This window comes from Nonomuraea sp. 3-1Str, assembly GCF_031570565.1.
Classification (GTDB): domain Bacteria; phylum Actinomycetota; class Actinomycetes; order Streptosporangiales; family Streptosporangiaceae; genus Nonomuraea.
This window is the reverse complement of record NZ_JALHBK010000015.1, coordinates 12237-27480: the sequence shown is the minus strand read 5'-3', so window position 1 is coordinate 27480 and position 15244 is coordinate 12237. Positions and strand designations below refer to the sequence as shown.

The window sequence follows — 15244 nt, the reverse complement described above, 5'->3', positions numbered from 1 at the left end:
CGACCGCGTGGCAGGCCGCCGACGCGATCGCGGCGCGCCTGACCGGCGGAAAGCTCGCGAACGTGCCGATCCGCTACGTCAACCAGTGCATCTCACTGGGCGGTCGTCAACCCGACGCTCGGGCTGCCGACCCGGCGCAGCCGCGTCACGCGGAAGCCGGCCGCGGCGGGAGCGGCCTTCCGGATGCCGGCGTAGAGCCCGGAGCGAAGCGCCGGTGTCAGGCGGTGGCGTGCTCGCCCCCGGTGCGCAGCCGCAGCAGCACCACTCCGTACATCCGGTCCGCCGGGCACAGGCCCCACTGCTTGGAGTCCTCCGAGCGGGGGTGGTCTCCGCGCAGCACCAGCATGCCCGGCGGCACGCTGCCGGGCGGATCCCCCGCCACCCAGGGCGGCACCGGGTCCCCGGCCGCCGCGACGACCCGCTTGACGTACCACCCGGTGGGGGCGACGGGGCCGTCCCACCCCGTACGCGGGTCGGGCCGCCGGACGACCACGATCTGGCCGGCCCGGACCCGGCGGCGGTGGCGCAGCACCAGCAGCACATCACCGTGGAGCAGGGTCGGGGTCATGCTGCCGCCCCGCACGGTGACGGTGGACAGCAGCAGCCGGGCCGCCGGCACGGCCCCGATCACCAGCGCCACCGCGCCGACCCAGCCCAGGGCCTGGCTCATCCGGCGGCCACCGTGGTCGGCACCACGCCGTCCTCCCCGGGCGGCGACGCGGCCGGGTCCTCCTGGTACCCCTCCGCCTGGGTGCGGAAGAGCTGGGCGTAGGCGCCGTCCGGGGACGCGGTGAGGGAGGCGTGGTCGCCGCTCTCCAGGATCTGGCCGTCCTGCACGACGACGATCCGGTCGGCCCGGCGGACGGCGCTGAGCCGGTGGGAGACCAGGACGCTGGTGGACCCCGCGCGCAGCTCCCGCAGCCGGTCGTGGACCGCCGCCTCGGCCACCGCGTCGAGCCCGGAGCTGGGCTCGTCCAGGATCATCAGATCCCGGCCCTGACGCATCAGCCCGCGGGCCAGCGCCAGGCGCTGCCACTGCCCGCCGGACAGGTGGACGCCGCTCACCTGCGCGGCCTCGTCCCCGTCCTCCTCCTCTCCCGCGTGGAACACCCTGCTCAGCATCGTCCGGTAGCCGGCCGGCAGCCGCTCGACGATCTCGTGCGCCCCGGCGCGCTCGGCGGCGGCCCGGACCCGGTCCTGGTCGTCGATCGCCGCCAGGTCGCCGAGTCCGATGTTCTCGGCGGCGGTGAGGTCGTAGTCCATGTAGTCCTGGAACACCGCGCCGATCCGCTGACGCAGCTGCGCCACCGGAACGTCGCGAATGTCCACCCCGTCCCACAGCACGGAGCCGCGCTGCGGATCGTAGAACCGGCAGAGCAGCTTGACGAGGGTGCTCTTGCCGGCGCCGTTGAGCCCGACGACGGCCACGCTGGTGCCGTACGGGATGGTCAGGTTCAGCCCGCGCAGCACCCACGGGAAGTCCTCGCCGTAGCGGAACCACACGTCGCGCAGCTCGATGGAGTGGGTCAGCGGGGCGAGCTCCCGGGGGTGCGACGGCACGGCCAGGTCGTCCCGCACCTCGACCACCGTCAGGTAGTACTGGAAGACCAGGGCGGACTGATGTCCCATGGCGATGCCCTGCACCAGCACGCTGAGCCCGCCCTGGAGGCCGGCCAGGGAGGCGATGAAGACCGACACGTCGCCGATGCTGATCGTCCGCTCGGCCGCGGCGTGCACGGCCCACAGCAGCCCGCCGGCCGACAGCAGCGCCCCGAGGGCGGCAAGGGAGACCTGGACGCGCACCACGCCCCGCTCCAGCCGGTCCTCGGCGTTGTTGGCGGCGCGCAGTTCGGTGAGCATCCGCCCGTGCAGGAAGCTGCCCAGCCCGAACAGGCGGACCTCCTTGGCGGCCTGCAGGTCGGTCAGCAGCATCTGGTAGAAGATCTTGCGCCGCATGCCGGGGCTGGTGCGCCACATCAGCCCGGCCCGCTGCCGGCTCAGCGTCAGATGGGCGATCATCGCGGGTGCGGCGGCCACCAGCGCGGCAGCCGTCATGACCGGGTTGATCGCCACCAGCGTGCCCAGGAACCCGGCGATGCCCAGGGTTCCCTGCAGGCTGGACAGGCCCATGTGGATCAGCTGGTCCGGGGCGTGCTCGGCGGACTGCTGGGCCAGTCGAAGCCGGTCGTGGAAGCGCGGCTCCTCCAGGCGTGCCAGCCCGCTCATCCGGTTGACCGCGTCGAACAGCCGGTCCTGCGAGTGCAGGCCGATGGCCCGCCGGGCGCGTCCCTGCGCGTACTGCGTGACGGCCGAGGTGGCGGCCATCGCGATGCCCAGGGCGCCGATGCCGGCCGCCATCCACACCAGCGCCCCGGTACGGGGGTCGGTGGCGGTGAGCTCGTCGAGGGCGACCTTGGTCAGCCAGGCGGTGGCCACCGGCGCCACGCCACTGATCACCGCCGTGACGAGCTGGAGGAGCAGCATGCCGGGGGAGGCCTGCCAGGCGAGCGCGTAGGCCGCCTTCATCCCGCGGACGACGGAGACGCTCGGCTCCGTCACGTCATCGTCGCCGCTCACGGCGCCGAAGACCGCGCGGTCCGGGCCAGCCCCTGCAGGCCGACACTGGCGGCGGTGGCGACCCCGTCGGGGCCGTAGAGGGCGAACCCGGGGTAGAAGCGGGCACCGAAGACGGTGCCGACCGGCGCGTCGAGGAATTCGGGCACCACATGGTCCGCGACGCCCACGAGCCGGGCGGCCAGCTCACTGCCGGCCGCGTCCACGCCGACCACCGTGGCCAGTACCTGGCCTCCGGCGTCCCGCACCCGGCGCGCGTGCTCGCCGAACTCGGGCACGCTGTCGTCGCAGCTCGCGCAGTCCAGCGACAGGAAGGCGATCAGCGCCGGCCGGCCGGCCAGCTCGGCGCGGGTGACCGTGGCGCCGTCGGCGGTGGTCGCGGTGAAGTCGGGCATCCGGTCCCCGGGCGCGATGCCCAGCTCCGGTTCCCTGTGGACGGAGGCGGGGCCGTGATGGTGGGGGCTCGGTGGAGCGCTCATACGGGCACGCCAGCGACGCGTCACGGCCACGGTCAGCACGAGGTTCACCGCGGTGAGCGCCGCGACCAGAACGAGTCCTGCGACCAGGTATTCCACAGATGTCCTTTCCGGCTCCGGCGCCGTCTCACCGGCCGAGGTCCCCTGCCGCGACCGGGGACGGGAAGAGCGCGGCGATGTCGTCGAACAAGACGATCAGAGCGCTGAGAACGCCGGCCGAGGCCACGGCGGTGCGTGAGCGCGCGGCGCCCTGGCGGAGGAGGGGGAGCGCGCGTCCGGGGGGCGCCGGGGCCGGCGTGGCCGCCCTCGGCGAGGGCGGCCACGCGGCGTGTCAAGCAGGTGTCACGCCGGTCGGCGACGGGCGGGCCTCAGCAGTAGTTCATGCTGTAGCTGTACCAGGGGCCGCAGTGCTTCACGCAGGCGCCGTTGGTCGAGCAGGTGCGGCCGAAGCACACGCCGCCCTGGATCTTGAACTCCATCGACGAGTCCGGCGCGCAGCCGGCGTCGGCGGTGGTCGTGGGAAGCAGCGCCTCGACGGCGCGGGTGACGCGCCGGGTCACACTCTGGAACATGGTCGCTCCTTGGGATGGTGGGATCGGTTTTCCACACACGGGCCGAGCGCCGCCACGAAAGGGTGAACACGGCGGCCGCGGCTCGCGCGGGCATGGGGGTGGGCCTTCGGGACGCTAAGGGGCGACCAGCTCGGTCCGCAGGGCGGCGACGCCCGCGCCGGCCGTGGTCACCACGCCGTTGGGGCCGTACCAGGCGTAGGTCGGGTAGTTCTTGACGCCGTACCGCTTCGACAGCGTGGCCTGCGAGTCCTCGGCGATCACGATGTCCATCACGTCGCTGAGCATCGCGGCCAGCTCGCTCCCGGCCGAGTCGTCGCCGTGGACGATCGCCAGGGAGATTCCTCCGTCGGCCCGCAGCCGCTCGGCGTGCCCGGCGAACACGGGCACGGCCTCGACGCAGGCCTTGCACGTGAGCGAGAAGAACCCGACCAGGGTCTCCTTGCCGAGCAGGGTGCCGTCCGTCACGGTGGTGCCGTCGAGGGCGCGGGCGGAGAAGCTCGGAATCCGATCGACCATCCGGATGCCGGCGCCGTGCGTGCCACCGCCCGTGGCCTCCAGCTCTCGCCACCGACGGAGCATGACCAGAAGGAACGCCAGGTTGAGTACGCTGACGACGCCGACCAGCACCAGCCCCATAACAGCGAATATCACGAAATGCGTCCTCTCCCAGAACCTACGGGAACCGGTACGGCCGCGGCCACTCGACGATGATCGCTTAAAAGGGGTCCAACCGCAATGCCGGATATTTCTGGGCCGGTTTGCTGCTGTCATGAGTTGTTGTTGGGTGTCGTTTGTTGCGGTGTGTCTGCCGTGTGAAGGGATATGTCGGGTCTTTCGCGGTGAAACGCAGGCTCTGGAGTAAGAAGTCGCCCCGCTGAAGCCGGTCAGGCGCGCGACAGGACCACCTTGAGCGCTCCGGTCACCTGTGGGTCGGCGAACGTCTCGTAGGCGGCCGTCATGTCACACAGGGCGAAGCGGTGGGTGATGAACCCGCCGGGATCCAGCCGTCCGGCGGTGACCATGGCCAGCAGGGCCGGCGTGGAGAAGGTGTCGACCAGGCCGGTCGTGATGGTCAGGTTGCGGATCCACAGGTCCTCCAGATGGAGGGTGGCCGGTTTCCCGTGCACGCCGACGTTGGCCACATGGCCTCCGGGCCGCACCAGGCGGGTGCAGAGCTCGAAGGTCTCCGGCACGCCGACGGCCTCGATCGCGACGTCGGCGCCCAGCCCGTCCGTCAGCTCGGCGATCGCCGCCGCGGGGTCGTCACCGGCGCCGGCGACCACGTCCGCGCCGAGCCGTCCGGCGGCTTCCAGCCGGGCCGGAGCGAGATCGACGGCGACGATGTGGCTGGGCGTGAAGAGCCGGGCGGTGGTGATGGCGGCCAGTCCGATCGGCCCCGCGCCGACGACCGCGACCGTGTCACCGGGCCTCACACAGCCGTTGAGGACGCCCACCTCGTAGGCGGTGGGCAGGATGTCGGCCAGCATGAGCGCGGCCTCGTCGGAGACCCCCTGGGGCAGCAGGTGGACGGAGGTGTCCGCGAACGGCACGCACACGCACTCGGCCTGGGTGCCGTTGACGCGGTGACCGAGGATCCATCCGCCGCCGCCCAGGCACTGGCCGAACATGCCGGTCCGGCAGTAGCGGCAGCGCCCGCATGCCGAGATGCACGAGATCAGGACGCGGTCTCCCGGCTCGACGGTGGTGACCGAGGTCCCGGTCGCGGTGACGGTGCCGACCGCCTCGTGGCCGAGGATCGTGCCCGGCCGTACGGCGGGCACATCGCCCTTCAGGATGTGCAGGTCGGTGCCGCAGATGGTGACAGCGTCCACCCGTACGATCGCGTCCGTCGCCTCGGTCAGTCGCGGATCGGGGGTCTCCTCCCACGAACGCTGACCCGGCCCGTGATAGATGAGCGCCTTCATCGTGCCTCCTCGTCGGCTTTCCTCTCCCACGCTCGTCGGGGAGGGGCCGAACCGGGCAGGGGCGAAGGTCCCTCACGCGGACGGCTTTGGCCTCCGGAGGCCGGATCGGGAGGCGTCGCACGACGGCAGCCACTTCGCGTGTGCCCCCGTTCCGGCTCGCGGAAGGCGTCCTCGACCAGTCGCCGGTCAGCGCAGGCGGCGCAGCAGCGGCGAGGGCGGCGGCTCGCAGGGCGCCACCCTGATCCGCGCGTCCACCGTGGTCGCGCCGTCCGGGGTGACGATGACGGGGTTCAGGTCGAGCTCGGCCACGTGCGGCAGGTCGTCGAGCAGCCTGCCGATCCGCGTGACCTGGTCGGCCAGGGCGTCGACGTCGGCGGGTGGCGAGCCGCGGTAGCCGTGCAGCAGCGGGGCGCACCGCAGCTCGCCGATCATGTCGGCGGCGTCGGCGACGGGCGGCACCCGGAAGGCGCGGTCGGCCAGCAGGTCCGCCATCACCCCGCCCATGCCGACCATGACCAGCGGCCCGAACGCCGGGTAGTTGACACCGCCCACGATGATCTCCACGCCACCCGGCAACAGGGGCTGCGCGATCGCGCCGGTCATGTCGTCGCCGATCTGGGCCGACATCTCGCGATACGCCAGCCGTACCTCCTCCTGGGTCCGCAGGTCGAGCCGGACACCGCCGACGTCGCTCTTGTGCACGGGACCGACGGCCTTGAGCACCACCGGCAGCCCGACACGCCCGGCGGCCCGGACGGCGGCCTCGGGGCTGTCCGCGTCGATCGACTCCACCAGTCGCACGCCGTAGCAGCCCAGCAACCGGGCCGTGGCCTCGGGGGACAGCCAGTCGCCGTCCGGTGCTGCCTCCAGCCGCGCTTCGACGATCTCCCGCGCCGCTCTCTCGTCCGCCGAGGGCGGGGCGGCGGGTGGTTCGGCGGGGCGGCGGCGCCATTCGGCGTAGCGCACCACCTGGGCGAGGGCCTGGACCGCCTGCTCGGGGAAGGCGTAAGCGGGTACCCGGCCGTCGATCAGTTCGTCATGGCCGATGACGCAGGCCAGCACGGTCTTGGCCGTGTCCCTGGTGGCGTCCGCGATGGCCTGGCGGCTCGCCTCCAGGCCGTCTCCGAACGGCGGCGTGTAGACGACGAGGACCACGTCCACCTCCGGCGCGGCGGCGAGCGCCCCGACGGCGGCGCCGATCTCGGCGGCGGTGGCGTCCGCGGTCAGGTCCACCGGATTGCCCAGCGCGGCGGCGGCGCGGGCCTCCAGCAGACCGGGCGGCAGCTCCGGAACGACGAGACCGTGCTGCTCGCAGGCGTCGGCGGCCATGGCCTGCGGGCCGCCCGAGTTGCCGACGATCGCGACGCGGCGTCCTGCGGGCAGCGGCTGGGCGGCCAGGAGCCTGGCGGTGTCGATCAGCTCATGGACACTGTCGAGCCGGATGACACCGGCAGCGCGCGTCAGCGCGTCCACCGCCACGTCGGGCGTGGCCGCGGCGGCGGTGTGCGAGCGCACCGCCCGGCCGCCTGCCCCGCTGCGGCCGCTCTTGACGAGCAGGATCGGCTTGCGCGCGCCGACGCGGCGGGCGATGCGGGCGAACTTGCGCGGGTTGCCGAACGACTCCAGATACAGCGCGATCACGTCGGTGCCGGGGTCGTCCTCCCAGTATTCGAGGAGGTCGTTGCCGCTCACGTCGGCCTTGTTGCCGACCGACACGAACGAGGAGACCTCCAGGCGCTCCAGCAACGCCGCCCCCACGGCGCCCGACTGCGACATCAGCGCCACCCGCCCCCGCACCGGGTGGTGCGGCAGGAAGCTGGCGTTCAACCACGCCCCGGTGTTGACCACGCCCAGGCAGTTGGGGCCGATCAACCGGATACCGGCCGCTCGGCAGATCGTCAGCAGCTCCGATTCCACGCCCCGCTGCCCGGCCTCGGCGAACCCCGAGCTGAGCACCACCAGCCCGGCCACCCCTGCCGCCGCGCAGTCGCGCGCCACCTCCAGCACGTGCCGGGCCGGCACTGCCACCACCGCCAGGTCGACCCCCTCAGGCACCCTGGGGAGGCAGGCAAGGCCCGCCACCGACGTGGCGTTGGGGTTGACGGGGTGGATCGTCCCGGGGAAGCCGCCGTCGAGCAGGTTGCGCAGCACCTTGTGCCCGACGGCCCGCTCGTCGCGGCTCGCGCCGATCACCGCCACGGAGCGGGGCGCGAGCACCCGCGCCAGCGATGCCTGCCCGGCCTCGTGATCGCGGGCCGAGATGGCCTCGCGCAGCTTGCGGGTGGGCTCGACGGCGATGCCCAGGTGCAGCGTCCCGCCGTCGCAGCGTCGGGAGACGTCCAGGCCCAGGTCCCGCAGCACCCGGAGCATGGGCAGGTTCTCACCCAGAACGTCGGCCACCAGCTCCCGTACCCCGTGCGCGGCCGCGTCCAGCACGATGTGCTCCAGCAGCAGGGTGCCGAGGCCGTGCCCGTGGATGGAGTCGTCCAGAAGAATGGAGAGGTCGGCGTGGCCGTCGTCGATGGGGATGTACTCGGCGACCGCGACCAGCCGACCTCTCAGGCCGGCCACCAGCGCATGCCCGCCATAGGTGCCGCTGGTGATGCGGTCCATGTACGCGTGCGCGGTGCCGCGCCCACCGGTGAAGAAGCGCAGATACGCCGAACGCTCCGAGGAGCGCTCCACCAGCTCGTGCAGGGCCTGCCGGTCGGCGGGCCGCAGCGGGCGCACATGGGCGATCCCGCCGTCGCGCAGCAGGACGTCGTAACCCTCAGACATGCCGGATCTCCCGCTTCTCACTGTCGCGCAGTACCGAGTCACTGCCGAGTCACCACCGAGGCTGTCCGAAAGGCGGGCGCGACCGGAGTGCCGGACGTCCCCGGCCTTGCGGCCGAAGGTCCCTGCCCCGTCGCCCGGCCCTCCTGGCGCACGATCGCGACCGCTTTGCCCATTCCGGTCAGAGCCTTGACGCGGATGGCCGGGAGGGATGCAGGATCCGGTCGAGGCGGACGGCGGCGTAGCCGAGGATCGACAGCGCGCCGACGATCAGCAGATCACCCGGGGCGAGGGGTTCGGTGCCGAGCAGCTCCTGGAGCGGCGGGAGGTACAGCCCGGCGAGCTGCAGGACGAGCGCACCGGCGACGGCGAGCAACAGCATGGGGTTGGCCAGCGTGCCGGGCCGGGTACGGGACCCCAGCGCGACGCCGAGCTGGGTGGCGCCGAGGGCGAAGAAGGCCATGCTCTGCCACGGTCGTCCGGTCTGATGGCCCCAGACGGCGACGCCGAGCGTGACGGCGGTCAGGACGACGGCGATCCGGATCAGGCGCTGCCACAGCCCCGCGCCCAGGATGCTCTGGCCGGGAGGCCGCGGTGGGACGGCCATGGACCCCGGCACGGACGGCTCGCCGCCGAGGGCCACACCGGGCAGCCCATGCGTGAGCAGATTGATCCACAGGATCTGGGCGGGAAGCAGGGGGAGCGCGAGGCCGGCGAACGGCCCCAGCAGCATCACCGCGATCTCGGCGGCTCCACCGGACAGGCCGTACACCAGGAACCGGCGGATGTTGGCGTAGACCCGGCGACCCTCCTCGACGGCCGCGACGACGGTGTCCAGGTTGTCGTCGGCGAGCACGAGGTCGGCCGCCTGGCGGGCGACTTCCGTGCCGTGTCTGCCCATGGCCACGCCGATGTCGGCGCGCCGCAGCGCGGGGCCGTCGTTGACGCCGTCACCGGTCATCGCGAGGGTCTCGCCACGAGCCCGTAGACCCTCGATGATCCCGAGCTTCTGCCCGGGCGTGGCGCGGGCGTACACACCGATGTCGTCTTGGTCGGGCATCCCGGCGACCCGGAGGTCCACGACGGGATCGCCGGCGGCGATGATGCCCAGATCGGTGGCGACGGCCCGCGCGGTCCCAGGATGGTCGCCGGTGATGAGCAGCGGCCTGATGCCGGCCCGCTCGCAGGCGGCGATCGCGGCGGCCGCGGCCGGACGCGGCGGATCCAGGATCGCGACCAGCCCGAGCAACGACAACGCGGTCTCCGGCGCTGTTCGCGGAACGGTGTCCAGATCGCGGCTCGCGACCGCCAGGACCCGGTATCCCTCCTGGGCGAATCGCTCGGCGCGCTCGGCGGCGCGGGCCAGCAGCGCCGGGTCGTCGACCAGGACAGGCGGGCGGAGCAGCATGTCGGGCGCGCCCTTGCAGATGACCCTGCCGTGTCCGCCGGGCAGGGAGTGCGCGGTGCTCATGCGCTTGCGTTCGCTGTCGAAAGGGCGTTCGGCCACCCGGGGGCAGCGCTCCTGCAGGTGCCCGCGGTCCAGGCCGAGCTTGGCGGCGGCGGTGAGCAGGGCCGCCTCGGTGGGATCCCCCAGCGCCGTCCATTCCCCGCCGGGGTCCTGCGGCGGCGACAATCTGGCGTCGTTGCACAGCACGGTCGCCACCAGCAGGTCGGTGAGGCTCGCACTGTCGAGGGTGCCGTCGCGCACGATCTCGCCGTCGGGGGCGTATCCGGAGCCGGTGATCACGGCCTCTCCGGCAGGGGTCCAGAGGTGCCGGGCGACCATCCGGCCCTCGGTGAGGGTCCCGGTCTTGTCGGTGGCGAGCACGGTCACCGCGCCCAGCGTCTCCACGGCGGCCAGCCTGCGTACGAGAGCGTCGCGCGCGGCCATCCGGCGGGCTCCCAGGGCCAGGCTCAGCGTCACGACCGCGGGCAGGGACTCGGGCACGGCCGCGACCACCAGGCTGATCGCGGTCACCACCATCAACTCGACCGGTTGCCCGCGGACCAGTCCGAGCGCCAGCACCACCGCGGACAGCGCCACCGTGACGCCGGCCAGCAGGCGGCCGACATCCACCAGCCGCCGCTGCAACGGCGTCAGGCCGGCCCCCTCGACCATCATGGACGCGATCCGGCCGCTCGCGCTCGCCGCTCCGACGGCCGTGACCCTCGCGCGGCCACGTCCCCGCACCACGACGGTTCCGGAGGAGACCGGATCGCCGCCGGTCTTGTCCACCGGCGCCGACTCTCCCGTCAAGGACGACTCGTCGACGAGCAGGGCCGCCGACTCCACCACCGTGGCGTCGGCCACGACGATGTCGCCTTCGGCCAGGACCAGCAGGTCTTCCACGACGATGTCGGCCGCCGGGACCTCGGTCTGGGAGCCGTCGCGGATAGCGCGCGCCACCGGGGCCGTGAGCTGTGACAACGCCGTGATGGCCCGGTCGGCGCGCACCTCCTGCACGACTCCGACGGACGTGTTGACGACGATCACGAGCATGATCACGGTGGTGTCGGTCCAGTCGCCCGTGGCGACGGTCAACGCCGCCGCCACGAGCAGGACGACGATCAGCGGATCGCGAAGCTGGGCGGCGACCCGCCGCCACAGCGGGACCGGCGGCTGCTGCGGGAGCAGGTTGGGGCCGTCCCGCTCCAGGCGCACCGCCGCCTCGGCGGACGACAGTCCCGAGGGTACGGCAACCACCGAGCTCCTCCTTGGTGAACCACGGACACGGGGACGGTGCGAGGGCCGGAGACCGGGACTCAGCCGTCCCCGCCGGTCTGGACCGAGACGCCGCCTGGGTGAAGAGGCAGCCGGCGGCCGCTGATCGTGCCCGGACGCAGGCGTACGAACACCGGCTCCGTCATCGCGACCCACGGCGCGCCGAGGAGCGCCTCCAGACGGCGGACCTGCTCGGCGTCGTCGACGATCTCGGCGTGGCCGCTCAGCAGAACGCTCCAGCCCACGCGCAGGGCCGGCTCCACGTCGTCCACCTCGAAGGACACCGGCACACCCCGCTCGACGGCGGTGAGCTTGTCACCCCGCGCGGTCCTGAACACGAGGTCGTCGCCGTCCACCACGAAGTTCACCGGGATGACCTCCACCCGGCCGTCGGGGTGCGGCCAGGCGACGCGACCGATGACGGCGGCCGACAGGAGGGCCATGCAGGCGTCGCGATCGAGGATCTCACCATGGCTCTCGCCCGGGAACGCATGGGAACGGTCGGCTGGATCCACGTGCGAATACCTTCCCGTGCCCCGGCGCGGCCCCCCCGCCCGCCCGTGCAACGCGGTGCAAGAACTTCGTCAAATCCCCTTTCCCGACGGCCGGCCGGCGGGCACGACCGCGACGGGGCACAGGGCGGTCTCGGTCATCGCCCTGGCGACCGTGCCCAGCTGTCCGCCGGGTCCGGCGCGGTCCGCACCCACGACCAGCAGGGCGGCTCCGCCGGAAGCGGTGCGCAGCGCATCCCTCGCCGAGGCGATGACGGTGCGGATCTCGACGTGGATCCCCGGATGCCTGTCACGCCATGCCGCCAGGCGATCGTCCATGCGCTCACGGACCGCTTCCGCGAGCTGATCCAGGCAGGGGGGAGGGGCGACCTTCATCCCCCACTCCGGCTCCTGGAGGTCGACGGCGTGCAGGGCGGTCAACCGCAGGCCCCGTAGAGCGGCTTCGGCGAAGGCGAACTCCATCGCGTCCTCGGGAGTGGCGGAGGTCAGCCCGAGCACGATCGGGCCGGGTTCCGCCTCCGCGGGGATGGGCCCGGGACCACGGACCACGACCACCGGCGCCTGGGCACCGGCCGTGACGTGGCCGGCGACGGAGCCGACCACGGAGCGGGCGGGCGCACCCAGGCCGCGCGAACCGACCACGACCAGGCGCGCGCCGACGGACAGCTCCACGAGCCGCTCGGCCGCCGAGCCCTCGTACAGGTCGGCGACGACGTCGCCGACCGCGCTGGAGGACCGGGCGCAGTCCGCGCCGTGCTGGAGCACGTGCTCCGCGGCCTTGCGCAGGTGCAGCTTCGCTTCTTCGGACGCCTCCCCGTACGGCCAGCTCCACGCGTGCGCGACCGTCAGCTGCGCGTGTCTCAGCTCACACTCGTCAAGAGCCCAGTCGAGCGCCTGCATGGAGAAGTCGGAGCCGTCGTACCCGACGACGACGCGAGATCCGGCCATGATCCTCACCTCGCTCGTCTCCCGTCTGCACCCCGTGACACGGCGGGACTGAGAGCCCCGCGGGTGATGGCGGCGGTGGTGGTGAACCGGTGCGCCCTGCGGTGCAGGGGATGGGCGGGCGTGCGTTCGCGGCCGGCCGGGGCCGCGGGCGTGGTCCGGTAGAACCACCGTTTGCCCACCTCGATGAGGGCGAGGTAGGCGGCGACCATCAGCAGCACGATGAGGAAGAACGGGCCGGGGAGCGGCTGGAAACCGAGAGCGGGGGCGACAGGCGTGAAGGGGATGACCGCGCCGGCGGTCACGACGCCGAGGGCCGCCAGGAGCAGGGGGACGCCGGGGCGGCTGCGGAAGAAGGGGACCCGCCTGGTCCGGATCACGAAGATCACCAGGACCTGGGTGGCGAGGGATTCGACGAACCAGCCGGTCCGGAACAGCGGCGGGGCGGCGTGGAAGACGCCGAGCATGACCGCGAAGGTGGCGAAGTCGAACAGCGAGCTGATCGGGCCGAAGAAGAGCATGAACCGGCGGATCAGCCGCACGTCCCAGCGGGAGGGGCGGCTCAGCTGCTCGGCGTCGACGGTGTCGGTGGGGATGGCCAGCTGGCTGGAGTCGTAGAGCAGGTTGTTGAGCAGGATCTGGGAGGGCAGCATCGGCAGGAAGGGCAGGAACGCCGAGGCCGCGGCGGCGGAGAACATGTTGCCGAAGTTGCTGGACGTGCCCATCAGGACGTACTTCATGGTGTTGGCGAAGATGCGTCGGCCCTGGGTGACGCCGTCGGCCAGGATGCCGAGGTCCTTCTCCAGCAGGAGCACGTCGGCGGCGTCCTTGGCCACGTCGGTGGCCGCGTCGACGGAGACGCCCACGTCCGCCGCGTGCAGCGCGAGGGCGTCGTTGACGCCGTCGCCGAGGAAGGCCACGTCCAGACCGCCGCGTCGCTGGGTCCGCACGATGCGCGCCTTGTGCTCGGGACTGACGCGGGCGAAGACGGAGCACTGCTCGATCAGTGAGGCCAGCCGGGAGTCGTCGGCGGCGTCGACGTCCGCTCCGGTCAGCACGCGTCCGCTCGTGAGGCCGAGCTCGGCGCAGAGCCTCGCCGCGACAGCCGGGTTGTCCCCGGTGAGGACCTTGACGGTGATGCCGAGGCCGGAGAGCCGTTCCAGCGCGTGCCGGGCGCCGGCCTTGGGCGGGTCGAGGAAGACCAGGAGGCCGCGGAAGGTGAGGCCGTGCTCGTCGGCCGGAGTCAGGGCGGCGACCTGCGAGGCGGCGTCCGGGAGCCGCCGGGTGGCCACCGCCACCACGCGGTTGCCCGCGTCGAACTCGGCCTCCAGCATGATCCTGGCCTGGTCCCCGATGCCGGTGCACAGCTCCAGCACGGTCTCGGGGGCGCCTTTGGTGACGATCAGGCGATGGCCGTCAGCGTGTTCGAGCAGGACCGTCACCCTCCGCCGTTCATGGTCGAAGGGGACGATGGCCAGGCGCCGGTAGCGGCTCAGACCGGCTTGCGTGCCGGCGGTGGCCGCGTTCCACAGCGCGACGTCCAGCGGGTTGCCGCCCGCGACGCCACCGGGCCCGCCGGCCTGGCCGCTCCGGCGGTCGACGACGGCCTCGTTGCACAGCAGGCCCAGCTCCAGCACCTCGTCGGCGGGCCGGCCGTCGGGGCCGGGCGAGCGCATGAAGCTGATCCGTCCCTCGGTGAGGGTTCCGGTCTTGTCGGTGAACAGCACATCGATGTCGCCCAGGTCCTCGATGCAGACCAGGCGCTTGACCAGCACCTTGTGCCGAGCCAGCCGCCGCGTGCCGGCGGCCAGGCCGGTCGAGACGACGGCGGGCAGCAACTGGGGGGAGATGCCCACGGCGATCGCCAGCGAGAACAGCAGCGCGTCGAGAACCGGGCGGCGCAGGACGATGTTGATGACGAAGATCGCGACGGTCAGCACGGCCGCGACCCGCACCAGCAGCAGGGAGAATCTGCGCAGCCCGACCTGGAACTCGGTTTCCGGATGACGCTCGCCCAGCCGGAGCGCGATCCGTCCGAACGTCGTCCGTCCCCCCGTGGCCACCACCACGCCTGTTCCCGAACCGGTGTGCACCACGCTGCCCATCAGCGCGCAGCAGGACAGCTCGGCCAGCGCGGCACCCGCGCCGACGGGCCGGGTGGACTTGGCCACCGGCATCGACTCGCCGGTCAGCACCGACTCCTCGCACTCCAGCTCCGCCACCCGCAGCAGCCGCAGATCGGCCGGTACGACGTCGCCGAGCCGCAGCTCCACGACGTCGCCGGGGACCAGCCCGGTCACGTCGACGAGACCGGGGTGACCGTCACGCCGTACCAGGCAGCGGTGCCGGATCTGGGAGTGCAGAGCCTCGGCGGCCTTTTCGGCGCGGTACTCGTTGAAGAACCCCAGCCCGACCGACGCCGCCAGGATCACGCCGATGATCAGCGCGTCCGCCGGCTCGCCGAGGAAGAACGACGCGGCCGCGGTGACGGCCAGCAGGATCAGCAGGGGCGAGCGCAACTGGCGGGCGAGCACCGCGGCGCGCCGCGCCCGATGCGTGCGCAGCGCGTTCGGACCCACCGCCGCCAGACGGCGCTCCGCCTGCGCCTGGCGCATTCCGTCGTCCGTGCCGCCCAGACGGGCCAGCACCTCGTCGGCGCGCAGCGCGCCCGCGGCGGCGACATCAAGCCCGGCCTCGCCGCTCACCTCCGCTGTCAGCGCCATCGCCTGCCCCGGCCCCGTTC

11 protein-coding genes are annotated in these 15244 nt (G+C 72.9%); all 11 read right to left on the bottom strand.

Going from position 1 to position 15244, the window contains the following annotated elements:
• Nucleotides 1-217: 217 nt before the first annotated feature.
• The 11 genes from MTP10_RS23575 to mgtA all read right to left on the bottom strand — a co-directional run bounded on the left by MTP10_RS23575 (nucleotide 218) and on the right by mgtA (nucleotide 15224).
• A complete protein-coding gene (locus tag MTP10_RS23575; RefSeq protein WP_310711767.1) occupies nucleotides 218-670 on the bottom strand; it encodes a S26 family signal peptidase in 453 nt (150 codons plus the stop codon).
• Entirely contained in the window at nucleotides 667-2577 is a 1911-nt protein-coding gene (locus MTP10_RS23570) for an ABC transporter ATP-binding protein (RefSeq protein WP_310711766.1), read from the bottom strand. Before MTP10_RS23570 ends, MTP10_RS23575 begins: the two co-directional genes overlap by 4 nt.
• On the bottom strand, nucleotides 2574-3149 hold the full coding sequence (locus tag MTP10_RS23565; RefSeq protein WP_310711765.1) for a redoxin domain-containing protein: 576 nt from the start codon (nucleotides 3147-3149) through the stop codon (nucleotides 2574-2576). The genes MTP10_RS23570 and MTP10_RS23565 overlap by 4 nt, the downstream gene beginning before the upstream one ends.
• Before the next feature lie 269 nt (nucleotides 3150-3418).
• The gene (locus MTP10_RS23560) at nucleotides 3419-3622 is read right to left on the bottom strand and encodes a hypothetical protein (RefSeq protein ID WP_310711764.1); all 204 of its coding nucleotides are present in this window, start codon (nucleotides 3620-3622) and stop codon (nucleotides 3419-3421) included.
• A gap of 114 nt (nucleotides 3623-3736) precedes the next feature.
• Nucleotides 3737-4273, bottom strand: coding sequence for a TlpA disulfide reductase family protein (locus tag MTP10_RS23555; protein WP_310711763.1), 537 nt, complete (start codon nucleotides 4271-4273; stop codon nucleotides 3737-3739).
• A 233-nt stretch (nucleotides 4274-4506) separates the two neighbouring features.
• Nucleotides 4507-5547: a zinc-dependent alcohol dehydrogenase family protein gene (locus MTP10_RS23550; RefSeq protein WP_310711762.1), complete on the bottom strand. Its 1041-nt coding sequence runs from the start codon at nucleotides 5545-5547 to the stop codon at nucleotides 4507-4509.
• Between the two features lie 186 nt (nucleotides 5548-5733).
• Nucleotides 5734-8325: a GNAT family N-acetyltransferase gene (locus MTP10_RS23545; protein ID WP_310711761.1), complete on the bottom strand. Its 2592-nt coding sequence runs from the start codon at nucleotides 8323-8325 to the stop codon at nucleotides 5734-5736.
• 178 nt (nucleotides 8326-8503) lie between these two features.
• On the bottom strand, nucleotides 8504-11026 hold the full coding sequence (locus MTP10_RS23540) for a cation-translocating P-type ATPase (protein WP_310711760.1): 2523 nt from the start codon (nucleotides 11024-11026) through the stop codon (nucleotides 8504-8506).
• A 59-nt stretch (nucleotides 11027-11085) separates the two neighbouring features.
• Nucleotides 11086-11559 (bottom strand): pyridoxamine 5'-phosphate oxidase family protein, encoded by a 474-nt coding sequence (locus MTP10_RS23535; RefSeq protein WP_310711759.1) that lies wholly within the window; start codon nucleotides 11557-11559, stop codon nucleotides 11086-11088.
• A gap of 69 nt (nucleotides 11560-11628) precedes the next feature.
• On the bottom strand, nucleotides 11629-12504 hold the full coding sequence (locus tag MTP10_RS23530; RefSeq protein WP_310711758.1) for a universal stress protein: 876 nt from the start codon (nucleotides 12502-12504) through the stop codon (nucleotides 11629-11631).
• Between the two features lie 5 nt (nucleotides 12505-12509).
• Nucleotides 12510-15224, bottom strand: coding sequence for a magnesium-translocating P-type ATPase (mgtA, locus tag MTP10_RS23525; protein ID WP_310711757.1), 2715 nt, complete (start codon nucleotides 15222-15224; stop codon nucleotides 12510-12512).
• Nucleotides 15225-15244: the final 20 nt, after the last annotated feature.